The following is a 26,281-nucleotide window of genomic DNA, read 5'->3' on the forward strand; positions in this document are numbered from 1 at the left end:
CGCATTAGTTTCTTTTTCTAACTGTTTTTTGCTCAATTCGTTTCTCATAGTTTTTCCCTTGAAAAATACGTTTTACAAATATACCAGACACATGAATTTCATTTGGATTCAATTCCCCAACAGGAACGAGTTCCTCAACCTCAGCTACAGTTATATTTGCAGCACCACACATACAGGGATTAAAATTACGCGCCGTTCCTTTAAAAATAAGATTCCCTGCCTCATCACCTTTCCATGCTTTTACAAAAGAGAAGTCGGCTTTATAGGCCATTTCCAAAACATACATTTTACCATTGAACTCACGAGTTTCTTTTCCTTCCGCTACCTCAGTACCATAACCAGCTGGTGTGTAAATTGCTGGAAAGCCTGCCTGAGCTGCTCTACACTTTTCTGCTAAAGTACCTTGCGGAGTTAGTTCAACTTCCAATTCGCCACTCAACATTTGACGTTCGAATTCGTCATTCTCTCCAACATATGATGATATCATTTTTTTTATTTGTTTTTTCTGCAGTAGCAATCCTAAACCAAAATCGTCGACACCTGCATTATTAGAAATACAAGTAATGTCTTTAATTTCCATATGAACCAACTCGGTTATTGCATTTTCCGGTATTCCACAGAGCCCGAAACCACCTAACATAAAGGTCATTCCATCCTGAACTCCCTGCAAAGCCTCTTGTACAGTCGCTACTTTCTTTCGAATCATTGCATCTTATTTTATATCTAAATTCCCAAGAATTTCTAACACTAATTTACAGTTTTTAATTCGATTGATTCCAACGAAAACGCCCTGAACATTTTAGGGATTTTCAGGGCGTTTGTATCTCGTTTTAATCGAAACCAAAGTCTTATTAGAAGCTTATATCCAAATCATCTTCGGGATCAGCATTCTTTTTAGCATCTTCAATTATCTTGTCACAATCTAAGTTTATAGACATTCCTGATGGTTTTGGAAAATCACCATCAGAGATTCCTAAATCTTTGTTCTCATAATTCTTCTTCATATAAATTCCCCAAATTGGTAAGGCCATTGCAGCCCCTTGACCGTAAGTAATGGTTTTAAAGTGTATAGACCGATTGTCGCCTCCAACCCAAACTCCGGTGACCAAATTAGGAACCATTCCCATAAACCAGCCGTCACTATTATTTTGAGTTGTACCTGTTTTGCCTGCAATAGGATTAGTGAATTTATAGGGATAGCCTGTTATTATCTCATCATATTCCGGTTTCCATTTATTAACACCAACGGTTCTTAATCTTGTACCAGAGCCCCCTTTGGTAACTCCTTGTAACAAGTCAATCATGGCATAAGACACTTCTTTGCTCAAAACATCTTTCGTCTCTGGCACATATTCATAAAGTACGGTACCGTTTTTATCTTCTATTCTAGTTACCATAACTGGCTTTACATAAACACCTTGATTTGCAAACATGCCATAAGCGCCAACCATTTCATAAACGTTAACCTCAGGAACTCCTAAAGCTATTGCAGGCACTTCAAGCATATCACGGCTTATTCCAGCATTTTTTGCAATTGAAACTACTGATTTTGGCCCTACCCTATCAATCAATTGTGCAGTTATTGAATTCTTAGAATTTGCTAATCCGTTTTTTAAAGTATAAGCCTTACCTGAAAACTTATCACTTGAATTCTCAGGGCACCATGCCTCCATATTTCCATGTTTACCTGCTTCGATGCAATAGAGAATATCTGGCAAGGTATCGCAAGGCGATAAACGCAACTGATCGATTGCAGCGGCATAAACAAAAGGTTTAAAGGTAGAACCTGCTTGACGTGAACCTTGCCTAACATTATCATATTGAAAGTGCTTATAATCTACCCCACCAACCCATGCTTTGACATGACCTGTTTGTGGCTCCATAGACATCATGCCCGTTCTTAAGAAGGATTTATAGTACCGAATGGAATCCATTGGTGTCATGATAGTATCTTTTTCTCTGGTTTCACTAGTCCAATCAAAAACAGACATTTCTCTTTTCACCTTGAAAGATTTTCGAATTTGCTCTTCCGATTTTCCTTCCTTTTTCATTTGACGCCAACGATCAGATGTTTTAACCGCTTGCTCCATTATTTTGTTGATATCGCCTTTTTCTAAATCAAGGAAGGGTGCTGTTTTATTACGGTCAGGCGTATTTTGATGAAAGAACTCTGCCTGCAGTTTTCGCATATGCATATCAACAGCTTCTTCCGCATTTGCCTGCATTCTAGAATCAATTGTGGTGTATATTTTTAGTCCGTCTAAATACAAATTCCATTTGTCACGCTCCCCTTCTAAGGCCGGTTTTGGGTTTTTGGCTATCCAACCATTCATAAAACGTTGGGTATACATTCTAAAATAAGTCGCCAAACCATCGCGATGTGATTCTGGGTTGTAGTTCAAATCAATTTCTAGGGCTTGAAGTGAATCTTTTTCTTTTGGCGTTATGTAGTTGTATTTCGCTAATTGACCTATTACTAGGTTTCTTTTCCTTTGTGTTCTTTCAAGGCGACGTAAAGGGTTGAATAGGGAAGAATTCTGTAACATGCCAACAAGCATAGCTGATTCTTCAATTTTTAATTGTTTGGGCTCTTTACCAAAATAAATTCTCGATGCCGAACGAATACCATCTGCATTATTACCAAAGTCATAAATGTTGAGATACATTTTAATAATTTCTTCTTTGGTATATCTGCGTTCTAACTGCACTGAGATTACATACTCTTTTGCCTTTTGTAATATTCTTTGAATGGGTTTTCTTGATTTAGAACCCACATATATTTGACTCGCCAATTGTTGTGTTATTGTACTTCCACCTCCTCGACTCCCCAAGTAGGAAAGTGCTCTTAAAGTTCCAAACCAATCAATACCTGAATGTTTGTAAAAACGAACATCTTCGCTTGCGACCAAGGCATCTACCAGATTTTGAGGAAGAGAGTCATAGGGCACATCGGTACGGTTATCGTCAAGATAAAACTTACCCAATAACTCATCGTCAGAAGAGATAATTTGTGAAGCCAAATTTGTCTGAGGATTTTCAAGGGCTTCATAGCTTGGCAGTGGTCCTAACCAACCCCAAGAAGCAGATGAAAATAGAAGTGCTACAGAGAAAACACCAATGCCAAATAATATCCAGAACCACTTAATGAATTTAAAATAAGATGGTTTTCCCTTTTTACCTGTAGACGAAGCAGGTTTCTTGACAGCCTTTGCCATATACGTATTAATTACTTTTTACAATTTCAAAACCTATATCGGTAACTCCCTCTAGATTAATCACTCCGTTCACATCCCCATTCTTTCGCATCGCGTGAGAAATGCGTAATGTATATACGCCAGAAGAAGCAAAAACGATGTTTTCTTTATACCATAATTTATTTTCCTTAATGCTGCCGTAGCCTTTGCCCAGCCAGGTACCATCAGGCATTGCCATTTCATATTCTAAGGTATCAGTAACACTTTCTCCATCAGGAAACTCGAGATTGGCAATTAAGAAAAGGTTGTTATACGGAAAGGAATTGTCATTTCTGACGTTGATGAACATATCATGCTCCTGGATGGTGTCCATTTCTGAGAAGCTAAACTCAATCAAATCGTCTTTGGACCACATCGCATTATCTGTAGACCGAAATTCTGATTTTACGAGTCCCTTGGCACAAGATGCCATAAAAATAACTAGTAAAAAAACAGTGAAAACCTTAGGCATTTTTAGGACGTCTTTTTGAACGATTGGCATTCTTATTCTTATTTCCTTGGTTCTTTTTATTACCTGGCTTTTGGTTTCCTTGATTGCGGTTTTTGTTTTGACCTTGTCTTTGGTTATTCCCTCCGCCGCTAGCTTTTCGTTTTTTATTTCTGTTTCTATTTCGGCTATTTTTACTCCTTTTCGGCTTGTCGAAACGCGTCAGACTATCTTGGCCAACTACATTTTCAAAGACTACCCTTTCCTCTATTTCAACGAGATTTTCAACAGCATATTCTTCAAGACTGGCAACCTTTTCTTTTTTCTTGTTCTTTTCTAATATCTCCTTTACTTGTTCTGGAGAAAGTACATGCCAATTGGCAGGGTCGTCTTTATAGGAAAACCAAAGCTTCTCCTTAAAAATATCCGTTTTTTGACAAAATGCCAATCCCTTTTCGGTAAAGAGTTTGGTGTCTTGCGCAGGGAAGTCTTTCAACGCGTCAATGTATACATCCAACTCATAATTCAAGCAACATTTTAGTTTTCCACATTGGCCCGCCAATTTTTGCGGATTTAAGGACAATTGCTGATAACGAGCTGCAGAAGTACTTACAGACCTGAAATCTGTCAACCAAGTAGAGCAGCAAAGTTCTCTTCCGCACGAACCAATTCCTCCTAGTCGTTGCGCCTCTTGACGATACCCGATTTGACGCATTTCAATTCGGATACCGAAGGCTTTTGCCATGTCTTTAATCAACTGACGAAAATCTACCCGTTCTTCTGCAGTATAATAGAAAGTAGCTTTTGACCCGTCTCCTTGAAACTCTACATCTGAGATTTTCATCTGGAGTTTTAAGATGATGGCAATCTCTCGAGCTCGTTTCTTAATTTCCTCTTCACGATCACGACATTTTTGCCAAGTATCGATATCTTTTTGCGAAGCTTTTCGATACACCTTCGGAAGTTCAGCGTCATTAAAATCAACCTTCTTCCGTTTCATTTGAACTTTTACAAGTTCTCCTGTTAGAGTGACCATTCCGATGTCGTGGCCTGATTTTGATTGAGTACCGACTATATCTCCTATTGATAGTGAAAGATTTTCGGTATTTCTGAAGAATTCTTTTCTGCTGTTTTTGAAACGTACTTCAACGCAATCAAATGGTTTTTCCCCATTAGGAAGCGACATATTGGAAAGCCAATCAAAAACTGTTAATTTATTACAACCATCGGTACCACAAGTGCCGTTATTCTTGCATCCACGTGGTTGCCCGTCCTTACCGGTCGAACAACTGCTACAACCCATATTTTATATGTTGGTTTGGTCTTCTTCGGGGGAAATTGACCAAAAAAGGTTCATACTAAACTTAAAAGTAAAGATAGTATAATTTGTGACGGGAAGAAAGTATTCTGCTTCGAGCGGCAGTTTGTAAAAGAACATTGTTGAAACCTGTAATTCAATCAGGCTCATCCTCATCTTCTTCAAAAAATAAGTCAGCATCATCAACATCATATTTAAAATATAAGGTAAGCCCAATAGCAATCAAACCTATTCGGATAATCCAAGCAACAGTATCTCCAAAAAAGTCAATCCATGCTAGGACCATAAAAGAGTAATCAAATAAGGATAATAAAATGGAGCCCAATCCAAGAAGTGCGAGTATGCCTCCTGATTTCTGTAATTGTAGTTTCTTTTGAGTTTCCATCTTTTACTTTTCCTGGTTTACTTCTTAAACTTCAGTACCTCCGACCTTCCTTTTTTGAAAATCTTATTGCTTACGACTTTGCCCTTCCGGAGTGCTTTTTGTTCTTCAAAAGGAAGATTATGTACTTCCTGACAGTTCGTAGAACAGCAATTATCCATTTTCTTAGCACACTCCTCACACTGAATAAATAACAAATGACACGCTTCGTTCGCACAATTCTCGTGGGTGTCGCATGGCTTTCCGCATTGGTGGCACTGGGCAATCACATCGTCTGAAATACGTTCACCTCGCCTATGATCGAAAACAAAATTCTTTCCTCTGAATTTATTTTCTAAATTCTTCTTTTCTACTTGTCGAGCGTATTCGATAATTCCTCCTTCAAGTTGATACACCTGTTTAAACCCTTTGTGTTTATAGTAGGCACTCGCTTTTTCACATCGAATTCCACCGGTGCAATACATAACCAATTTTTTATCCTCTTTATGGTCGGCTAAATCTTTTTCAATAATATCTAGGGAATCGCGAAAGGTATCCACATCAGGAGTAATCGCATTTTTAAAATGTCCTATCTCACTTTCATAGTGATTTCTCATATCCACCAAAACTGTATCTGGATCTTCGATTAATTCATTGAATTGTTCAGCGCCAACATGAATTCCTTTATTTGTTACGTCAAAAGTAGCATCGTTCAATCCGTCTGCCACTATCTTCTTACGGACTTTCACCTTCAACTTCAAAAATGATAAATTATCTTGCTCTATGGCAACATTCAAGCGCACATTTTCCAGAAAAGTAATACTATCCAGATGAACCTTAAACGCTCCAAAGTTTTCTGCTGGAACAGATAATTGGGCGTTGATTCCTTCATGCGCGACATAGATACGACCAAGCACTTCAAGTTCGTTCCAATGAATAAAAAGGTGATTTCTAAATAACGACGGATTGCCAATGTGTGCGTAAGTATAGAAAGAGATTGTAAGACGTTCTTGTCCAGCTTCTTCAATAAGAGCCGCTCTTTCCTTTGCACTTAATGTATTGTACAGTTGCATGCTATACCAATAATTTAAGTCTGCCTGACGACAGTAAGGTTAAAGAATATTTAATTTAATAGTTGTCCGAATGGCAAAAATAGGGATAATTAAAGAAATTTGAGGGAATCGGAAGATTATGGCAAAAAAAGAGCCTCGAGAAATCGAGACTCTTTTACGGCCGTTCCATTTTTTCTTCTTCATAGCAGTTTTAAAGTACCAAAAGGAAGAGGCCACCATTGCCCATTGCCGTTCAAAACAATAGATATTCTTTCAGTCGAAATAGCAACTTTTTTAATTAGATGTAGCTTTTATAAAAAGGTTGCGTCCCTCATTGTTATATGCAAAAAGAATTGGTAATTTAGCCTTCCTTACTAAACGAGAAAACTATGAGTTCTGAGAAAGATGCCAAATTAAAAGCCCTAAAATTAACCCTTGACAAACTAGACAAAACCTACGGAAAAGGTGCGGTCATGAAAATGGGTGATAGTGTGATTGAAGATGTTGATGTTATACCATCAGGTTCACTAGGTTTGGATATTGCATTGGGCGTTGGAGGATATCCTCGCGGTAGGGTTATTGAAATTTACGGTCCTGAATCTTCAGGTAAAACCACATTAACACTCCATGCCATTGCTGAAGCTCAAAAGCAAGGTGGTATTGCAGCTTTTATTGATGCAGAACATGCCTTTGATCGTTTTTATGCCGAAAAATTGGGTGTTGATATTGACAACCTTATTATTTCTCAACCTGATAATGGAGAACAGGGCTTAGAGATTGCAGATAACTTAATTCGCTCGGGTGCTATCGATATTGTTGTTATAGACTCTGTTGCCGCCTTAACTCCGAAAAGCGAGATTGAAGGAGAAATGGGAGACTCAAAAATGGGGCTTCACGCAAGACTAATGTCTCAAGCTTTGCGAAAATTGACCGGTTCAATAAGCAAAACACATTGTACCGTAATATTCATCAACCAATTGAGAGAAAAGATAGGTGTGATGTTCGGAAACCCTGAAACAACAACAGGTGGTAATGCACTCAAATTTTATGCATCGGTTCGTTTGGATATTAGACGGTCTACTCAGATAAAAGATACTGACGGAGGTGTACAGGGTAACAAAACCCGTGTTAAAGTCGTGAAAAATAAGGTCGCACCTCCTTTTAGAACTACCGAGTTCGATATTATGTACGGAGAAGGTATTTCTAAAGTTGGTGAAATTATCGACTTGGGTGTAGAATACGAAATCGTAAAGAAAAGTGGGTCTTGGTTTAGCTACGGAGATACAAAATTAGGGCAAGGCCGTGATGCGGTAAAAGCTCTATTGCTTGACAATCCTGAATTGTTTGAGGAATTAGACGCGAAAATTCGTGAAGCCATTAATGCAGTAAAGTAAATTTTAAAAGTTTACGCCTTATCCATTTTCTTTGTTAGAACGCAACCTTTAGGTGATACATGCATCTTTAAAGCAAAAATGTTTGCTGATGAAGAAAACCTTTTTCAGAATCTTATTTGTAATGACTTTGTTGTTGGTTAATTCGTGTACCAACGATGATGCACCAAATTTTCATTTTGTGCCTTTGCAAATAGTGAGCGCTGAACTTCCAGAGTTTTTCAGTTTGAATCAGACCTATCAAATTCGGGTGACCTATAACAAGCCTGATTCTTGTACCAGTTTTAGTGGTTTCGACGTTACACCTAAGGATGTTACCGTGCGAAATGTTGTGCTCATTGGAACCAAACGCACGGATCAAGAAAATTGTGATGAAACTTCATCTGAAGAGGTGGCCACTTTTGGTTTTGAGGTTCAGCATTTCCAAACTTATATTTTTCGCTTTTGGCAGGGCGAAGACGCAAACGGCGAACAAAAGTATTTTGAAGTGGAAGTTCCTGTCATTTAAGACTTTCATTGTAACCTAACCAACAATTTTGAGTCTAGAAGAGCTCATAGACCATTGTAAACGAGGAGATCGTAAGGCTCAAGCGCAACTCTATAGAAAGTACGCACCTATATTGTTTGGTATAAGCCTCAAATACTCTCGCAATAAAACCGAGGCAGAAGACAACTTGCACGATAGTTTTATGACCATTTTTGACAAAATAGGTCAGTATAGCGGCAAAGGTTCTTTTGAAGGATGGATTAAACGTATTACAGTGAATACTGTACTACAGAAATATAGAAAAGAAGAACATTTAAATGTAGTTTCTGAAAATACGGAAGAAGAAGTTGAAGTAGATTCTGGATATGCAGATATTAATCTCCAAACCCTTCTTCAGTACATTCAAGAATTACCCAATAAATATCGATTAACCTTTAATATGTATGTGCTGGATGGTTATTCTCATAGAGAAATCAGTGAAAAACTAGGGACCTCCGCAGGAACATCAAAATCAAACCTTGCTAGGGCACGAATGATTTTAAAGGAAAAAATCGAAAACGAACAAACAAAAGCCATCATTGGTCTAATCATATTTGTAATGAAAGACTTGGTATGACCAGTGAAAAAAACATCAAAATAAAGACCTCACGTAATGGGTAAAAAGAATTTAGACAAACTGTTTCATGAGAAACTAAAAGACTTTTCGGAAGTTCCCGATGATAAAGTCTGGCAGTCGATTGAAGCATCATTAGACAAAAAGAAAAAGTCTCGTAAAGTAATCCCTATCTGGTGGAAATTAGGGGGAGTTGCAGCTGTCCTGCTTTTAGCTATAACACTGATCAATCCTTTTGAGGATAATTCTTCTGTTAAGCCAGTAGTCACTGATGTGAAAGTGGATACTGAAAAATCATCCGAAGAAAACAAAACGGAGTCTACATTTGAAAATCAAACTTCGAATGATGAGCAAATCGTTGATGCGCAGCAGGAAACTATACCTGATGAACAGAACTCATCAACGAATCAAGTAGCTAATACAGAAACTATTTCAAAAGAAAATTCGGAATCCAAAATGGTTCAAGAATCATCTAAAAAAGAGGTGATTAAAAATCAAAATGCTTTAGGGGTTCAAGTTGCCAATTCAGATAAGGTAGAGGTTCGTAAAGCCATTGAGCAAAATCAAACCAAGGCTGCTGAATACAACTTTGACCAAATTAGCGAGAAAGCAGAGGTTGCCGATTCGGATGCTCCTAAAAATAAACTTGAAGAAAATCTGTCTAGGCAAGATAGCGATGCAAAAATGAATAAGCTTGTTAATGAAATCGTTAAATCTTCTGATGAAGGTATTACTCAAAATGACAAAGAAGAGGTCTCCGAAGCTATTGATGAAGAGTCAAAAAAGAAGTCCATTTTTGATGAAATAGCCGAACAAGAGCAGGAAGAAGTTATAGCTGAAAATTCGGGAAGTAAATGGTCCGCCGGACCAAGTATAGCACCTGTTTATTTTAGTGCAATGGGTGAAGGCTCTCCGGTACATTCAATTTTTGTTCCAAACAGCAAGTCAGGCGATGTCAACCTTAGCTATGGTCTTTCGGTGGCTTATGAGGTTAGTAAAAAACTTAGTATAAGATCAGGTGTTCACAAAGTTGACTATGGTTATCGAACAAACGATGTGGAATTTTCTTCCTCCTTGGAAAGTGCTACCAATAGCCAAATTGATAATATTGATTACTCGCTAACTTCAAGGAATTTAGTTGTCAGTAGTAAGGTAAACACCAGAATTGAATCATTGAATCAAAACCCGTTTCTCGATACCTCCTCAGATGTTTCTGCAGTAAGTGCAGCCCGTGATGGAGTTATGGAACAGCAATTCGGCTATTTAGAAGTGCCCGTTGAACTAAACTATGTCGTATTGGACAATAGGTTTGGAATCAATCTTATCGGAGGTGTAAGTTCATTGTTCTTGGTTGACAACTCTATTTCACTTAGTTCTGGTGAATTAACCACCGAAGTTGGTGAAGCCAATAATGTGAACAGTGTTAATTTCAGTACGAATGTAGGTTTTGGAATGAACTATAAGGTCACTCCGAAAGTACAGTTAAATATAGAACCGGTTTTTAAATATCAACTCAATACCTTTTCGGAAACGGATGGAACATTTAATCCATTTTCCGTTGGTGTGTACAGTGGGTTGAGCTTTAAGTTTTGAAGTTTACTAAAAAGAACAGGCCCTGAACCTGTCTGCCGGCAGGCAGGTTCAGGGCAAGAAGTTGGTTGGTTATCCATTGTTTAAACAATGGTGTTGAGCGCCCTGCAAAAAATTTGCAGGGCGTTTATTTTTGTTTCAATTCGTTTAAAATAACTTCTCTTACTTCCTCTCGAAGCGTTGATTTATCGTCTTCTGCCAAAATTCCTGTTTCGAAAAAGGTATGAACTTTTGCTCTCAACTTACCTGGTCCGCCACTCAAAAAGGTAAAAGAAAAACGTTCCTTGCTATCGTAAAATGTCATGGGAACAACCGGAATATCATGTGCAATGGCCATTTTGAAAGCGCCATCCTTAAATGAGTCAAGCAGAACATGTTCTTCAGGCACACCTCCTTCAGGAAAAATACAAATACTTAAGCCTTGGTTTAACCTTCGCTGTGCTCTTCTGTACACCCCTGTTCGGCTTCTTGTATCTTCTCTGTCTACCATAATACACACCCTTTTAAAGAAAAATCCGAAAACGGGAATTTTTGATAATTCCTTCTTCCCGACAAATACAAAGGGATTTTTACTAACTCGCAACATCAACATAATATCAAGCATACTCGTATGATTGGCTACCAACATATAGCTTTTTCCTCGTTCCAATTTTTGCTCACGAACTATTTTTGGAGGACAACCCATACCATACAGAATAGGTGTCGCCCATAGGTTTCGTGCCAACCAAAAAAATTGAGGATACCATTTCTCCGAAAACGTACTGACAAGTAAGAAAGGAAAGAACAGAAAGATGGGTAAGGCTACCAAAACATAAAACCAAATGCGGTAGATAACGTGGCCAATGTTTTTAAAGAAAGTAATCATGATTTCAAAAGTAACGCCATTTTTTGGTATTTGTTTTACCTTTGTCCTCTTTGACAATAAAACTAATGGCAAGAATCTTAACAGGCATTCAAAGTACAGGTGTACCACACTTGGGAAATATTCTCGGGGCTATCATGCCTGCTATTCAAATGGCTCAGAACCCGAAAAATGAATCTTTTCTATTTATTGCTGATATGCACTCGCTTACGCAAATCAAAAATGGTGAAGAGCTTCGCAACAATACCTATGCTACAGCTGCTACCTGGTTGGCTTTCGGTCTAGATATCAATAAAACTGTTTTTTACAGGCAAAGTGACGTCCCCCAAGTGACTGAACTAGCTTGGTATTTGAGTTGCTTTTTCCCATACCAACGTTTAACCCTTGCACATTCCTTTAAGGATAAAGCGGACCGCTTGGAAGATGTGAATGCAGGTCTTTTTAGCTACCCAATGCTAATGGCTGCGGATATTCTATTATATGACGCCAATATCGTTCCTGTTGGGAAAGATCAATTACAGCATTTAGAGATGACTCGTGATGTAGCCTCTCGTTTTCATGCACAATTGGGTGAAACATTTGTGCTGCCGGAAGCTAAAGTACAAGAAGAAACCATGTACATTCCTGGAACCGATGGCGCAAAAATGAGTAAGAGCAAAGGGAATTTAATCAACCTCTTTCAAACTGATAAGAAACTGCGCAAACAATTAATGGGTATTGTTTCCGATAGCACCCCAATGGAAGATCCGAAAGACCCCGAAACAGATAATACTTTTGCCCTATACAAAATATTGGCCTCAGAAGCTCAAATTGCTGAAATGAGAGCTAACTATAAAGGCGGAAACTATGGCTACGGACATGCAAAGCAAGCCTTATATGAGGTAATCATTAATCGATTTGGCGAAGCCCGCGAAAAGTTCGATTACTTCATGAATAACCGTAGTGAAATTGATGACGCACTTGCACTTGGCGCGGAAAAGGCCAAAAAAGTGGCTGATGAAGTGCTAGATAGGGTCAGAGCTAAGGTCGGTTACTGATTTTTACGCTAGTATTTTCTTTCCAGTCTAATTTTCACTTCGTACCTTGATTCATTAACCAATTGTGTTATGAATCGATTTCATTCTATTGTTCTTATCATTGTTTGCCTGGTTTACCTCCCTTTTTTCACTAATGCTCATAATACCATAAAAGAGAACAGAACCCTCATCAACTTACAGACTCAACAACATCAAATAAGTGGGAAAGTTATAGATAAAAGTACTGGCGAGGCAATTCCATATTGTAGCATCGCATTGGTATCTTCTTCAATAGGAACGGCCACAAATGAATTAGGGGAATTTATTCTGAACCTTGACAGTTTACCAGCTAAATTAGCCTTCTCACATTTAAACTATAATCCGTCTAGCGTAGAAATCTCCGAGGTTTCTGATATAATTATAGCTCTTGAACCTTTAACAACTGTGCTGGAAGAAGTTGTAGTAAAGGCTTCTAAAAAAGATGACTTTGCTATACAGTTGGCAAAAAAGGCTTTTAAAAAAGCTGAAAAGGAAGCGAACATCAGTCACTACAGCCGTGCCTTTTACCGCCAAAAATCTAAAAATGGAGAGAACTATTCCGAATTTTCAGAGATCTTCTATGACATTCGCTATAGCACCAATGGAATAGAAGATTGGAATATTGCCGAAGGCAGATATGCTCTTACTGATAATGCTGTTTACAATAGAAACTATACCCTTTTTTCAAGAATTCTAAAACCCTCGCAACCGAATACCGATGACTTGGTATTACCCTCTCACCCAAGTTTTGAAAGGTTTTATCGCCTCAGCGTCACCGATATCGTAAAATCAGTTGATTCTAAAATTGCTACAGTACATTTCAAACCGTTGAAAACGGTCAAAACCCCAGCTTTCGAAGGGGACGTTTATATTGACATGAATACTTTCGATATCCTGAAAATCAACTGGTCGATTGCAAGAGATGATTTGGACTTTGTAACGTTAACCAGTAAAAACAGTTCTTGGAAAGATTATAGCATCTCCTATGAAATCGCCTTTAAGAAAGATAGTTTAGCTGTTCAGTTGCTTGATTATATAAAGGTGGACCAATCTTTTGACTACTATAAAGACGATAGCTTACAGTCTCGTTCAAACACTAGCTCTATTCTTACATTTTATGAACACTATTCGCCAACATCCAAAAAAAGACTGGGAAGGCGACTTAATTCCAATCGGAGTGATTGGAAAAAATTAGATGAAATAGGGTATAACGAGCAGTTTTGGTCCAATAATTCCATCGTAAAACGAACTCCGGTAGAGGAAGAAGTCATCAGTTCTTTTGAAAAAGAAGATGCGTTTAGCTCAATATTTCTCAATAGCGCAGAAAACATCGCATTGATGACCTCAAACATTGCCGAAGATCCTTTCATTAAGGTTTTAGGCACACAAATGAACCTTTACAACAACTACAACCCGACCGAAAAAGTTTTCTTACATACTGATAAAAATCTATTTTCTGCGGGGGAATACCTTTGGTATAGTGCCTATGTAGCTATAGGACCAAATCATCAATACACCACAGCAAGTAGGGTACTACATGTAGATATGATTGGACCTGACAACAAAATTTTGAAGTCTCAAACACATGAATTAATTAGTGGAAGAGGCTCTGGTCATATAAAGCTTCCTTCAAATATTACTGCAGGAACATATCAATTAAGGGCATATACCCAATGGATGAAAAATTTCAATTCGGATTTCTTTTTCACTAAAAGACTCTCCATCCTTAATGATACCAAACACACTTCCGTTTCGGAAAAGACAGAAGAACAGATAGATTTGCAATTTTTCCCTGAGGGAGGTGAGTTGGTTGCCGGTATAGCTGGGAAAGTTGCTTTCAAAGCCATTGGAAGTGATGGCCTTGCAAAAAAGGTAAAAGGACAGGTTTTAGATTCAGGAGGCAAATCAGTTGCCTTATTAAACACGTTTGGAAGAGGAGCAGGTTTTTTTCAATTGCTCCCAATCACAGGTGAAAAGTATACCGCGGTATTGGATGACGGCACTCAATTTGAGCTGCCAAAAATTTTGGATAACGGCTATACACTTATGGCAGATAATTTGAATGAAAAAAGTATTCGCCTAAATATTCAGGCTACTGTAGCCTTACAGAACCAAGCCTTTTACATAATAGCCCAAATGCGTCAAAGAAGATTTTACCAAGGGAAATTCGAATTTGGTGATAAACCATCGATGCGAATTGAAATTCCCAAAACGCAGATGCCTAGTGGTGTGCTTACTATTACCCTTTTCGATGAAAATAAAAAACCTTGGTGCGAGCGACCTGTATTTGTAAATAATCAGGAAGAATTGGTCATCACAACAAATATCAATCAGCAAAAATTTGCGAAAAGAAATAAAATAGGGCTTCAAATAAATATTACAGATACGGACGGCAGACCGGTTTCAACGGAATTTTCAATAGCCGTTACAGATACCGGTCAAGTGCTAAAAGGATCGGACTCGGATAATATCTTGACACAGCTTTTGTTACAGTCGGACATCAAAGGTCATATTAGTGATCCTGGACTTTTATTCAAAGACCAAAAAAGGGCTACGCTACATTCTTTGGATTTGGTAATGCTTACTCATGGTTGGCGAAAATTTAATTGGACAGAACTTTGGCAGCCGCAAAATCAAAAAAAGGAATTTGAATTTGCCAAGGGACTTGTTATATCAGGTAAAGCTCGCAGATTGAATGATAAACCTATGTCAGAAGCTTCTCTAAATGTTATTGCGAAATCAGGAGATCTTTTAGGTATGATATCAACCAAAACTGGTTTAGATGGCAAGTTTGTAATTCCAGATTTTAATTTTAAAGACAACACCGAAATTGTTTTCAATGCCTTTAACTCTAATGACAGGCCCCTAAGCCTTAAAGTAACCCTTGACAAAAAGAAGAAGCCAGTACCTCAATCCACGTTCAAAGGCCACCAGGGTAATATTACCAAGAATACCGAAGGTTACCTCGCTTATTCCTCCACTCGTGCGCAAATGGACGCTTATTATGACCTTGACGATATTACTGAACTTGATGAGGTAGTGGTTAGCGAGAAAAAAATCGAGCAAGGCGGCTCACCGTCCGTTTATGGTCAAACTCCAGATGCAACGTTATATGCCGCAGACAACGTATCAGCATATACTGTACTTGACTTGGTTAGAAGGTTTTCAGGGGTTATAGTCAATAATAATAGCGTGAGTATTCGAAACGGTGGTACACCATTGTGGATTTTAGATGGAGTTCCTGTCTATAATGACAACCCCGAGTCTTCAAGAATAACGGAACAAGCATCAACACCTGGTGATGCAAGCCCGGTCAATCCTTCCCTTGAGCAGGCTACAACAGCAGGTCCAGTACCTAATTTCATTAGAACTATGGATACATTTACTGTAGAAAGGGTAGAAATACTCAAAGGACCAAAAGCAGCTATTTATGGCTCCAGAGGAGGTAACGGGGTTATTCTTGTATATACAAAAAGAGGAGTGGGTCAAACAAAAGAACCTGTGTTATCTCCTGATTTTACGATTATGGGACATGCAGCAGAACGTGAATTCTATTCTCCTAAATACGATGTAAAGCTAAATAAACACAGTACATCAGACTATCGCGCCACGCTTTATTGGAATCCTTCCTTAAGCACCGATAAGGAGGGAAATGCAACCATTGAGTTTTTTAATTCAGATGTGGCTAAAGGAATACAGGTGTCAATTGAAGTCTTGTCTCCTTTAGGAATTCCAGGAACTTATTTACAAGCTTCTGGCGATGATGAATAAGTTGTTTTTATTTCTCAATAGCCAATAATTCCATTTCAAAAATTAAAGCGGCATAGGCAGGTATCATACCGCCTCCGGCACCTCTTTGCCCATATGCTATATCTTGAGGAATGAATACCTTCCATTTAGAACCAACTGGCATAATTTGCAAGGCTTCTTGCCAACCTTTAATCACCTGCGTAACTCCAAATACACTGGGTTCTCCCCTTTCAACTGAACTGTCAAAGACCTTACCATTAATAAGCATTCCTGTATAATGTACTTTCACCTTATCTTGATCGGTTGGTATGGCGCCATCGCCTTTGGTTAAAACCTCATACTGTAAACCACTATCGGTCGTAACCACTTCAGCCCTTTTTCCATTTTCTTCTAGAAAAAGTTCTCCTTCTGCGCTTTGCTTCTTTGCTTCTTTGTCTTGAATCAGCTGTATTGTTTTCTGAACTTCCGTCTGACAATCTTCAAGTCCCATTTGTTCTCGTCCATTCATAACATCTTCCAATGCGATTGCAAAAGCGTTGTATGATAATGAATCAAAGCCTACCGTCTTTAGATTGTTGCCGATACTAACTCCGAAAGCATAACTGAAACTTTGCAGGCTATCTTGTAAATTTAATTCATTAGCTTTTTGAATTTTACTCAATTTAGCTCGCATTTCGGCAGCTTCTGCTTTTAGCTTAGCTACTTCATTAATCAAGTCCTTCTTTTTCTGACCAAAGCTTGCAAAACCAACAAGTAATGCCGCTACAACTATAATGGATTTCTTCATTTCTAGGTTTATTATTTGCTGCGAAAATAACTAAAATCTTAATATTAAGATCACCCAGAAAGGATTTGACCCAAGAATCGCCAAAAGACTACATGGTCTGTTTTGGTACAAGAAATAGACTCAGAGAAGAAGAGTCAATCGATTTTGAATGGTTTTTCATCGATGAAATACTATAAATGCTATATAGAATCGACAAAATGATTTGAAACAAACTCCTTGGTCTTTTCCTTAAGGATTTGGGAACTTTGAGCTTACAAGATATTCGAACAGATTTCCCCGCATATTAGTCAAAGTTCACGACTAAGCTCGTCTGAAAAAGATGAAAGTATAAATGGTTTTTACAAGGCTAACTTTTTAAGAGTATATCAATAGAGCTGAAAGTACCTATCTTATACTGCATAGCTTTTTTTAGTAAATTTAAGTGTATTCAAGGAGGGACAGAAAAGCCGTAATATTTTACATCTGTTGATATCATGAAAAAAAGCCAATCTGTATCAGTTTTATTGTTGCTCTTTTGGCTACAAGTTTCTCTGGGGCAAGAAAATAACTCCTTAACCGATACAGCGTTAGCTTTAAACAACTTCATTTCCGTACAACCTTCTGAAAAAACTTTTGTACACACCGACAAAGATTTTTACTATACCAACGAGACCATATGGCTAAACTTGTATTTACTAGACGGGAGTTCTCACCTTAACTCTGAAAAAAGTCAACTTGTTTACATCGACTTATTGAATGAAAATGATAGTTTGCTCACCCAAAAGAAACTACATGTTGAAAACCTATGCGCTAGTGGTCATATTGATTTAAATAGTTCTTTCAGTCCAGGATTATATACGCTAAGAGTTTATACACTTTATATGCAAAATGACTGGAATCCAGTTCCTTTTGAAAAACAGATTGCCATTTTGGGACAAGAATTTATGCCCCAGGTTACTAAAAACCATAAGATACCGCCTAAAAAACGGATAAAGTTTAAAAAATCAGTGTCTCCTAAATCAGAACTACGGATTAGTTTTTTCCCAGAGGGAGGGCCTATGGTTAAGGGAATCGAAACTTTTGTGGCTATTAAACTTACTGATGAAAGCGGAAAAGGTATCGCCACGCAAGGAAAAATTATTGATGAGAAAAACCAAATAGTATCCTTTTTTAAAAGCCAAGAGTTTGGCCTAGGCGTTTTTAAAATCTTGCCACGGGCAAACAAAAAGTACTTTGCAGTATTAGGTGACAGTTTAAAATATGACCTTCCAAGTCCCTTATCAGAGGGTTATATACTTAATACTAAGAATAAGGGTAATGTAATTTTGATAGACATTACTACAAATATTCCAAAGGGTCTTAATGGCTTGTATCTTTTGGGTCATCTTAGAGGGCAGACCATACATAAACAAAGGATTCCAAGTGCATATGATAAAAATTCATATAGAATTCGATTTCTGAATACTGAAATTCCATCGGGAGTAGCGCAATTCTCCCTATTCACAGCAAATGGTGCCCTTTTATGTGAGCGCTCACTATTCATCCATCAAAAGGATAACGGACTTATGCTGTCTATTGATAATATGAGCGAGTCATACACGCCAAGACAAGAAGTTTCGGCAAATTTAAATGTTGTCGATACGGATGGTAAGCCCGTTTCGTCCAATGTTTCATTGGCGGTTACGTCAGTCGACCGTCTCGATTTAAGTGATAGAAATCACACCATAGAAAATTGGTTACTGTTAAATTCTGATATAGAGGCGGGTTTAGCAAATCCTGAATACTTTTTTGAGGATAATTTAGAAAGCAAAAGAAACCTACTTGATGCCCTAATGATGTCTCAAAATCGAAGCTTATCTAAATGGAAAAAAATACAAGGCCAAAAAAGCACTCAGGAAATGACTATTGATCCTGAAAAGGGCATAACAATTACCGGAAGAATTGTAGATTTCAACAATAAACTAGAACCAAAACAGGCATCTGTAAAACTGAGCATACTGGGTTTAATAAATGGTGTTCATGAAACAGAAAAAGTTACAGATGTTAATGGGGAGTTTAGTTTTGGTCCTTATGTTTTTTTGGATACTGTTAAAGCCATTGTCAATGCGGAGAGTTTTGAAAAAAGAAAAAATGGAAAGTCCAAAAACCTAGCTATTCTAATTGATAAGCAAGCACCTTTCCAGAAAAGGATATCGAATAATAGGCCTAAAAACGGTTACATATTGCAAAATTATAAAGTAGCAAGTCCAAAATCTGTTTTTCCATCCCCCAATAGTATTGATTTTCAAATGGATCCAAAGGTTATTAAACTGGATGAGGCAATTGTTTCCGAAAAGAAAAAAACACGTCAGGACAGTATAAATTTAGCATTCAAGAAGCTATCTCCGCTTTATGGCCGTCCATCTCGGCGGATATTTCTTGACTCCATTCCCGGATCATCAAGTCTGAGGGTCGTCGATCTTTTAATTAGGACAGGAGGAAGATTAATAGGTGCTTTTCCAAATGAGAAAATTTTGTTAGGCTATCGTTTCGGGGATAGCCCGTTATTCGTTGTCGATGGTGTTGAGGTCGACGCAGAATTTGTAGATGCCATGAACACGGATAGTATAGAATTTATCGATGTTTTACACCCTGCAGAAGCCGGGGCCTATATTAACAGAGCGGCAAATGGCGTGGTTGTAATATATAGCAAAGGGAGTTTAAGCCTTTTTCAGAAAAGAAAGCCGATTGCTGTACCCAACATCAAAGGTTTTGAAGTAACTGGTTTTTCTTCCGTTAGAACTTTTCAAAATACCGACTATTCAGCATCAAAAACTGAACATGGCAAAAATGACTATCGAAGCACACTACATTGGCAGCCAAATATTAAAATTGAGAACTCAGAGCAACAAAACAATTCAGAAGTCTCTTTCTATACAAATGACGTTCCCGGAAAATATATGGTAAAATACAGGGTATCACCTCAGATGGCAGGCCACTAAGTGCTATGCAAGTATTTGAGGTAAAAGAGGAATAACGTCATCAAGAGGAGAGAACAGCTAAACTTACGCGTTAAATAGCTTCAAATAACTTCCCAGGAAGTGGTCGAACTACACCCTTCATTTCCATATTTAAAAGTGTGGAAGATGTTTTAAAGATAGGCAATTGACATTGGAGAGCGATACTATCTAATAATTGCTTCCCGTCTTTCTGTAGGTAAGAATAAATGGACTTTTCAACGGTATCCAATTCCACAAAAAGTTGTTTTTGAACCGTTTTAGGTTCCTTGTCGGGAACATCCCATCCTAAAAGATATACCAAATCAGCTGCTGAAGTAAGCATATGTGCTTTTTGTTGTTTTATTAAGTTGTTGCAACCCAAACTGTACTTATCACCAGCTCTTCCCGGAACGGCAAAAACATCACGACTATAGCTATGCGCAATATCAGCTGTAACTAAACTACCTCCTTTTTCCGCAGATTCTACCACAATAGTAGCCTCAGATATTCCCGCTACAATTCGGTTTCTTTTAAGGAAATTTTCGCGTTCAGGAGTGCTGTTACTCCAAAAATCAGTTAAAAACCCTCCGTTTTTCTCAATATCGGTAGTATACTTCGCATGAACCCTGGGGTAGATTTGATTCAAGCCATGTGCCAAACATCCTATGGTTTGAAGGCCATGTTTCACAGCGGCTTTTTGAATACAAATATCAACTCCATAAGCAAAACCACTAACAATGATAGGATTTAACGGAGCGATATCTGCTATAAATTTTTCACAGAAAGCATTCCCGTAGCTCGTAATCTTTCTTGTTCCGACTACACTAATGATTTTTCTTCCTGCTAAATCAATATTTCCTTTTTTGAATAGAAGAATAGGGCCATCGATGCAATGCTTTAAATAGGAAGGATAATCCTCATCCATAAAATACGAATACCCAATATTCTTACTCTTAATGGAGTTGTATTCAGATTCCGCAGCTTCAATGTGTTCTTTGTCATGAATACCCTGCAAAGTATGCGTGCCAATACCGTCGATTTTTAAAAGGCTTTTTAATTTATCGTCAAATATCGCGGCTGGACCTCCACAGCAACCAATTAATTTTTTGGCAATCACATCACCAATATTCGGAATATTTTGAAGCCGAAGTAGTGCAATTAATTCATCTTTAGCTATTTGTGAATCGCCCATAGTTATTCACAAAATACGTAAATTATAATGTTAATAAAAAGTTATGATAGGGGTTTTGAAGGGCTAATATTTTTTGTAATATTTGCGGCAGATGGTATTAGAACACTATATCTCAGAATTGCTTTATCGATACAATTGCGTCATGGTGCCCGGCTTAGGTGCTTTCTTGACACAAATGAAGTCTGCCGTTATTCATAAGACTACAAACGCTTTCTATCCTCCATCAAAAGCAATTTCTTTCAACGAGCAGGTTGTAACTAATGACGGATTACTGGTTTCTTATATGGCTGAAGCGGAAAAAACCAGTTATGAGGAAATGTTGACCAAGGTGACCGAAATTACATCCGAGTGGAAATCACGGCTACAAAAAGGTGAAAAGTTGTTACTGGATAATATTGGTGAATTAAAGTTGAATGATTCGGGCAAGATTCAGTTTCAACCGCATTACAATATCAATTATCTGACTTCTTCCTTCGGATTGTCTTCTTTTGTTTCAGCTCCTGTAACCAGGGAAATCTTGAAAGAGGAAGTCGAGGCCATAGAGGAAAAAGTGCCTTTTGTATTTACTCCTGAGCAAAGAAAGACGAGGTCTTTACGACCCTATTTGAAATATGCTGCAGTTGGCCTTTTGACTATTTCTTTAGGGCTGACTGGATATCGATTTATGAATGACAATCTTGGAAATCAACAATTGGCCGTCGAAGAAGCACAGGAACAAGTTGCGAAACGAATTCAGGCAGCAACTTTCTTTGATGTTGAGCCATTGGAGTTGCCCTCAATTTCTTTAGACGTTGTTAAAACCAAGGCTACAATCTCGAAAAAAACTAATGTTAAGACACATCATATCGTTGCTGGCGCCTTCCGTTTTCGAAAAAACGCGGATAAAAAGATTCGCCAGTTAAAAAGACGTGGTTACAACGCGACCTACATAGGCACGAATCGACACGGGCTTCACATGGTCAACTACGACAGCTACACCGATGTTGACGAGGCTCTAAACGCCTTAAGAGCAGTAAAACGCACACAGAGTAAAGATGCGTGGCTGTTGTCTGTTAAATAATTCACATCCTCTTTTTTCACCCTAGTATTCCGACGTATCTTTGCCCAAAATTTTAGGTATGGACGCTAAAAATCCAAAAGATTCACTTGCAATATTGACCGATATCGTGCTTCCTGGGGAGACGAATATATTGAAGAACCTCTTTGGTGGTGAATTACTTGCAAGAATGGATAGGGCAGCAAGTATCGCTGCTGGAAGACACAGCAATAGATTGACGGTAACGGCCTCTGTAAATCATGTAGCCTTTACGCAGGCAGTTCCGTTAGGAAGTGTTGTTACTGTGGAAGCCTCAGTTTCTCGAGCATTTTCAACCTCCATGGAAGTCTTCATAGATGTTTGGATCGAAGATCGTTTTAGCGGAAAGCGTTCCAAGGCGAACGAAGGTATTTACACTTTTGTCGCCTTAGATGAAACCGGAAGACCTACTCAAGTGCCCCAATTAATACCAGAAACTGATTTGGAAAAAGAACGCTTTGATGCAGCACTTCGCAGAAAGCAATTGAGTTTAGTTTTAGCTGGGAAAATGGAGCCAACAGACGCCACAGAACTTCGGGCTTTGTTTATGGGAGGGTAGTTAAAAACTTCTCTAGATTTCTTATAACTGATATACCCATTCCTCTGGGTTCAACTTTGAAGTATCCTCGTAGAGGTAGAATTTAAGGCGGGTTTGACCATTAGACTGATTGGTATAAATTTTTCCAAGCTCTGTTTTAAGTGCTACCGTATCTCCTTTACGTACGTAAACATCCGAGAGGTTGTAATAGGTGCTAATGAAGTTTCCATGCTTTATGGTAACACCTTTTTTACCCCCAGGTACGGCAAGAATCGCAATTACTTCACCTTCAAAAATAGCCCTCGCGATGGCTCCTTCATCCGTAGCAATAATAACACCGTTACTTTCATGCTTGATACCTGGATAAACTGGATCTCGATATTCCCCAAAACCTTGACTTTTAATTCCTTTTTCAACCGGCCAAATTAGCTTGCCCTTATTAGCCGTAAAGTTATTTGCAACCAAAGTAGCTTCTGGTGTAAGATCGAACTTGCTAGAGTTTGATACTTTACTACTCCCAGCTTTCTTATTGGCTGCAGCAATCGCCTCTTTTATCAATCGTTCAATTTGCCTATCTATTTTTCTAGCTTCCTTTTGCTTTGCGTTTATACTTGCGGTGTACTTACTTTCATTCTGACGAATGGTAGCCAAAAGTTCTTTTTGTGTTTGTATTTCTTTAAAAAGTTGGTTTTTCGCCTTTCTATTTTGTGCGATCAATATCTCTTTTACCTTTCTTTCTTCATTTAAATCTTTGTTTAGGCGAGCTAAATCATCTGTCTTGGTCACAATTGATTCTCCTTGCTCCCTTCTATAATCAGTGTATTGTTTCATATACTGAATGCGCTTAAAAGCTTGAAAGAAGTTTTCGGAGGACAGCAAGAACATCAATCGACTCTGCTGTGATTTATTCTGATACGACTTTTGAATCATCAATCCGTAATCGTTTTTTAGTATTTTTAAGTCCTCTCGCAGCTTTGTAATTTTCTTGATATTGGCATTAATCTGACGATTCAAAAGGTTGGACTGTTGATTCGTAACCCGAATTAATTGCTGACGCACATTGATTTTCTTATCCAAAGCTTCCATTTGGTCTAAAATGGTTCCGCGTTCTTTTTTCTCAGCAAAAAGGAGCCTATTGATGTCTCTAATTTCCGTTTGAAGCCGTTCTCGCTTAGCCTCAAGGGCCTTTTGTTCGTTTGTTTGGGCAGTTGTAGTTTGTGGGATAAACATCCCTAAGAAAAGTAAAAATGAAAGGATGTATCGTTTCCTAAATATCATTTTTCGTTAAAACAATTTCTTTATACCCTTTCGGGATTTTATACGGAAAATTCATAGGATTATTGAATTCGATATTCCGGTATTCTATCGCAATCGTATTCTTTATATCCTTATCGATAGCAGTTATAAAAATCGAATTTGGCAACACATATTGACTTATTTTTTGATAGTTCTGGTAATCTATTTCCAGTAGCCTTTTCTTCAAGGGTTGTGACAGCTGTTGCGTGGCAATTTTGAAATTTTTCGGTTCTATTTGAAATAGTATTTTAAAAAGTTCAGCTGCCTTTCTAGGTTTTAACTGATAGTTTCTATCGGCTACTTCCAAGTCGTATTTCTCCTCCGTTAAATCAAGTAATGCTTGGCCTAAGAGCAGGTTCTGTACTTTTTGAAAATCAAGTTCGGTTCCTAAAAGATTGCTTAGATAAGAAAAATCCCCGTCGAAATATTCATTTTCTAGTTTGTTATAAAAAGATACTCTATTGGGTGTAATATATGCCTTGACCATACCAAAAGGAGCGCTAATCCATATCGCTTTGTTTTTTTCCATGCGAAGACTAACGGAGACGCCTTGATTATCCTCACCATTGGAATACTCGATTTTCATCTTCCCTCTAAGAGTTTTGAAATCAATTTCATTTTGATAGTGGGTCTTGATAATGGTTTTTGCGGAAAGGTTTTCGTTCGCCGCGCCACCCGTCAAAACCTTATTGGACTTACAGGAAATAACGAAGAAGACCAAAAAACAAATGCCTAGGCGTTTTAGAAGGGACTGAAATACTATCTGTGTCATTTAAAATCCGGCTTTTACCTTACGAAGATACATATTTGCCTTAACGGAATTGTTAATGCCGTTATAAGCTTCTGATAGTTCTGTATAGATTTTATTGGCTAGTGAAATATCACCCACCAAATAATCAAGGGAAGCTTCTAATACCTCAATCGCATCACGGTGTTTTCCCGTTTTATTAAATGCATAGCCTTGTGCATAGTAAAAATAGGGTTGTGATGGAAAACTTTCAACCGCCTCTGCAGCAACTTGTTTCAGAATCATATGATTTTTCGTTCTGATAAGACCGTCAATTCGCCCTTTGTATCCATTTAACGAAGCCGTCCCTTCAGAGGTGTTTGTAACAGTTGCCGTAAAAGATGTTTTTTGACTGTTTTTGTCTCTTTTTTCAATAGAATCGTTGATTTTTGCTGCTAAATCATCTAAAAAGGTAGTTTTTTTGAGCTTTTTCAAAATGACCAAGGCATCTTCGTATTTCTCTTTTTTGTAGTAAATCAGCGCTAGATTCCCTTGTAGTTTTAGATTATCGGTGAATATACCCATCTCCAAATCTTCAATAGAACTTCCTTGTTTTTCAAGGGTTTCCACAAGCGTGTTCAAATACCAGTTATTTTCCGGTTCTGAAATAAGGGCGGCAACACCATAATCACGTGCTAAATTGTATTTCTTATTCTCGTAGTAAGCTTTTGCCAACTCATGGTCAACAACGATGTTTTCTGAATCAAGCCTCTTACATTCCAAAAATAAATTAATTGCACGGTCGTAATTCTCAATTCCTTTTTGCTTGAGGGCTTCAAAAAAGGCCTCTTCGAAATCATCTGAATATTCTTCAAGAAATACCTCGGCGCTTTCTTCGATATTGATTTCTGGTACATTTTCTTGGGAGTAAAATGATTTGGACATTATTAATCCAAGCATTAAAAAGAACCATCTAAGTTTATCGTATCTCATTGCTCAAAAATAATTACTCCTTTCTCAATACCATCAAATCTTTTTCCAAGTGTACTATTTCGTAGACTTGTGTACCTGATAGTTCAAATGGTTTTCCAATCACTGCTTTATAATAAAAAAGTTCGATTTTCGCCATTTCCTCATGCGGATAAAGCTTCCATCTGCCTTTTGTTCTTTGAGGAGGTCCAAAATAAAATTTTTCTGTGCTTCTACCGCCTGACCCAGAAGGACCACAAGTTCTTCTAGGTCGTCCAATTTGCTTTTTATATATCTTAACCTTGCTGTAAGGACTATTTACAAATACATCGCTATGTTTAGCAAATCTCCATCTAGTTCTAGCTTTTTCATCCAAATCATTACGCTGAAAAAAATCTTCATTTCTATATACTATTGACTCGAAAGAAGATTCTTCTTTTGACATAACCCACTTATTATAAATGTAATCGAGATTTACACTATCTAATGTTCTTTGTTGAGCGCTTAAATCATAACTAAAAATGATGACCCCAATTAGCCATAACTTACTTTGAAATCCCATCTTGTAATAGTTTAATGA

At 37.9% G+C, this 26,281-nt stretch carries 22 protein-coding genes; 9 read left to right on the forward strand and 13 right to left on the reverse strand.

Annotated features, from left to right (window positions below):
* Positions 1-4: 4 nt before the first annotated feature.
* The 6 genes from FEE95_RS05475 to trhO all read right to left on the reverse strand — a co-directional run bounded on the left by FEE95_RS05475 (position 5) and on the right by trhO (position 6,433).
* Positions 5-706, reverse strand: coding sequence for a CoA transferase subunit A (locus FEE95_RS05475; RefSeq protein WP_138656815.1), 702 nt, complete (start codon positions 704-706; stop codon positions 5-7).
* A 145-nt stretch (positions 707-851) separates the two neighbouring features.
* The gene (locus FEE95_RS05480) at positions 852-3,215 is read right to left on the reverse strand and encodes a penicillin-binding protein 1A (protein ID WP_138656816.1); all 2,364 of its coding nucleotides are present in this window, start codon (positions 3,213-3,215) and stop codon (positions 852-854) included.
* 7 nt (positions 3,216-3,222) lie between these two features.
* Positions 3,223-3,705, reverse strand: a complete 483-nt coding sequence (locus FEE95_RS05485) for a gliding motility lipoprotein GldH (protein ID WP_138656817.1) — start codon at positions 3,703-3,705, stop codon at positions 3,223-3,225.
* The gene (locus FEE95_RS05490; RefSeq protein WP_138656818.1) at positions 3,698-4,984 is read right to left on the reverse strand and encodes a PSP1 domain-containing protein; all 1,287 of its coding nucleotides are present in this window, start codon (positions 4,982-4,984) and stop codon (positions 3,698-3,700) included. Before FEE95_RS05490 ends, FEE95_RS05485 begins: the two co-directional genes overlap by 8 nt.
* A gap of 151 nt (positions 4,985-5,135) precedes the next feature.
* A complete protein-coding gene (locus FEE95_RS05495; RefSeq protein WP_138656819.1) occupies positions 5,136-5,384 on the reverse strand; it encodes a hypothetical protein in 249 nt (82 codons plus the stop codon).
* Between the two features lie 17 nt (positions 5,385-5,401).
* The gene (gene trhO / locus FEE95_RS05500; protein ID WP_138656820.1) at positions 5,402-6,433 is read right to left on the reverse strand and encodes an oxygen-dependent tRNA uridine(34) hydroxylase TrhO; all 1,032 of its coding nucleotides are present in this window, start codon (positions 6,431-6,433) and stop codon (positions 5,402-5,404) included.
* A 368-nt stretch (positions 6,434-6,801) separates the two neighbouring features.
* Between trhO and recA the strand changes: the two genes are divergently transcribed.
* From recA to FEE95_RS05520, 4 genes are all read left to right on the forward strand, one after another.
* Positions 6,802-7,806 (forward strand): recombinase RecA, encoded by a 1,005-nt coding sequence (gene recA, locus FEE95_RS05505; RefSeq protein WP_138656821.1) that lies wholly within the window; start codon positions 6,802-6,804, stop codon positions 7,804-7,806.
* A gap of 88 nt (positions 7,807-7,894) precedes the next feature.
* The gene (locus tag FEE95_RS05510; protein WP_238474503.1) at positions 7,895-8,311 is read left to right on the forward strand and encodes a hypothetical protein; all 417 of its coding nucleotides are present in this window, start codon (positions 7,895-7,897) and stop codon (positions 8,309-8,311) included.
* A 28-nt stretch (positions 8,312-8,339) separates the two neighbouring features.
* Complete coding sequence (locus FEE95_RS05515) at positions 8,340-8,906, forward strand: RNA polymerase sigma factor (RefSeq protein ID WP_138656822.1); 567 nt, start codon at positions 8,340-8,342, stop codon at positions 8,904-8,906.
* Between the two features lie 36 nt (positions 8,907-8,942).
* Positions 8,943-10,496, forward strand: a complete 1,554-nt coding sequence (locus FEE95_RS05520) for a hypothetical protein (RefSeq protein WP_138656823.1) — start codon at positions 8,943-8,945, stop codon at positions 10,494-10,496.
* 124 nt (positions 10,497-10,620) lie between these two features.
* Here FEE95_RS05520 and FEE95_RS05525 read toward each other — a convergent pair whose 3' ends face one another.
* Positions 10,621-11,358 carry a lysophospholipid acyltransferase family protein gene (locus FEE95_RS05525; RefSeq protein WP_138656824.1) on the reverse strand — a complete coding sequence of 246 codons (738 nt, stop codon included), beginning with the start codon at positions 11,356-11,358 and terminating at the stop codon, positions 10,621-10,623.
* Positions 11,359-11,423: 65 nt separating this feature from the next.
* On the opposite strand from FEE95_RS05525, the gene trpS reads away from it, so the two are divergent.
* Together trpS and FEE95_RS05535 are read left to right on the forward strand one after the other, a co-directional pair.
* Positions 11,424-12,392, forward strand: a complete 969-nt coding sequence (gene trpS, locus FEE95_RS05530) for a tryptophan--tRNA ligase (RefSeq protein ID WP_138656825.1) — start codon at positions 11,424-11,426, stop codon at positions 12,390-12,392.
* A gap of 69 nt (positions 12,393-12,461) precedes the next feature.
* Entirely contained in the window at positions 12,462-16,181 is a 3,720-nt protein-coding gene (locus tag FEE95_RS05535) for a carboxypeptidase-like regulatory domain-containing protein (RefSeq protein WP_138656826.1), read from the forward strand.
* A 7-nt stretch (positions 16,182-16,188) separates the two neighbouring features.
* On the opposite strand, the gene FEE95_RS05540 is transcribed toward FEE95_RS05535, so the two are convergent.
* Positions 16,189-16,947: an FKBP-type peptidyl-prolyl cis-trans isomerase gene (locus tag FEE95_RS05540; RefSeq protein ID WP_138656827.1), complete on the reverse strand. Its 759-nt coding sequence runs from the start codon at positions 16,945-16,947 to the stop codon at positions 16,189-16,191.
* Positions 16,948-17,420: 473 nt separating this feature from the next.
* Here FEE95_RS05540 and FEE95_RS05545 point away from each other — a divergent pair, with 473 nt between their 5' ends.
* A complete protein-coding gene (locus tag FEE95_RS05545) occupies positions 17,421-19,907 on the forward strand; it encodes a hypothetical protein (RefSeq protein WP_138656828.1) in 2,487 nt (828 codons plus the stop codon).
* A 70-nt stretch (positions 19,908-19,977) separates the two neighbouring features.
* On the opposite strand, the gene dprA is transcribed toward FEE95_RS05545, so the two are convergent.
* Positions 19,978-21,081: a DNA-processing protein DprA gene (gene dprA, locus FEE95_RS05550; protein WP_138657567.1), complete on the reverse strand. Its 1,104-nt coding sequence runs from the start codon at positions 21,079-21,081 to the stop codon at positions 19,978-19,980.
* A gap of 106 nt (positions 21,082-21,187) precedes the next feature.
* Between dprA and FEE95_RS05555 the strand changes: the two genes are divergently transcribed.
* Together FEE95_RS05555 and FEE95_RS05560 are read left to right on the forward strand one after the other, a co-directional pair.
* Positions 21,188-22,156, forward strand: coding sequence for an HU domain-containing protein (locus tag FEE95_RS05555; RefSeq protein ID WP_138656829.1), 969 nt, complete (start codon positions 21,188-21,190; stop codon positions 22,154-22,156).
* 58 nt (positions 22,157-22,214) lie between these two features.
* Positions 22,215-22,730 (forward strand): acyl-CoA thioesterase, encoded by a 516-nt coding sequence (locus tag FEE95_RS05560; protein WP_138656830.1) that lies wholly within the window; start codon positions 22,215-22,217, stop codon positions 22,728-22,730.
* A gap of 21 nt (positions 22,731-22,751) precedes the next feature.
* Here the strand turns inward: FEE95_RS05560 and FEE95_RS05565 are convergent, their stop codons facing one another.
* From FEE95_RS05565 to FEE95_RS05580, 4 genes are all read right to left on the reverse strand, one after another.
* On the reverse strand, positions 22,752-23,987 hold the full coding sequence (locus tag FEE95_RS05565) for a murein hydrolase activator EnvC family protein (RefSeq protein WP_138656831.1): 1,236 nt from the start codon (positions 23,985-23,987) through the stop codon (positions 22,752-22,754).
* On the reverse strand, positions 23,977-24,777 hold the full coding sequence (lolB1, locus tag FEE95_RS05570; protein WP_138656832.1) for a lipoprotein insertase outer membrane protein LolB1: 801 nt from the start codon (positions 24,775-24,777) through the stop codon (positions 23,977-23,979). Before lolB1 ends, FEE95_RS05565 begins: the two co-directional genes overlap by 11 nt.
* Positions 24,778-25,677, reverse strand: a complete 900-nt coding sequence (locus FEE95_RS05575; RefSeq protein ID WP_138656833.1) for a tetratricopeptide repeat protein — start codon at positions 25,675-25,677, stop codon at positions 24,778-24,780.
* 61 nt (positions 25,678-25,738) lie between these two features.
* Positions 25,739-26,263 (reverse strand): hypothetical protein, encoded by a 525-nt coding sequence (locus tag FEE95_RS05580; RefSeq protein WP_138656834.1) that lies wholly within the window; start codon positions 26,261-26,263, stop codon positions 25,739-25,741.
* Between the last annotated feature and the right edge of the window lie 18 nt (positions 26,264-26,281).

It is taken from the genome of Maribacter algarum (ex Zhang et al. 2020) (assembly GCF_005885635.1).
Taxonomy (GTDB): Bacteria; Bacteroidota; Bacteroidia; order Flavobacteriales; family Flavobacteriaceae; genus Maribacter_C; species Maribacter_C algarum.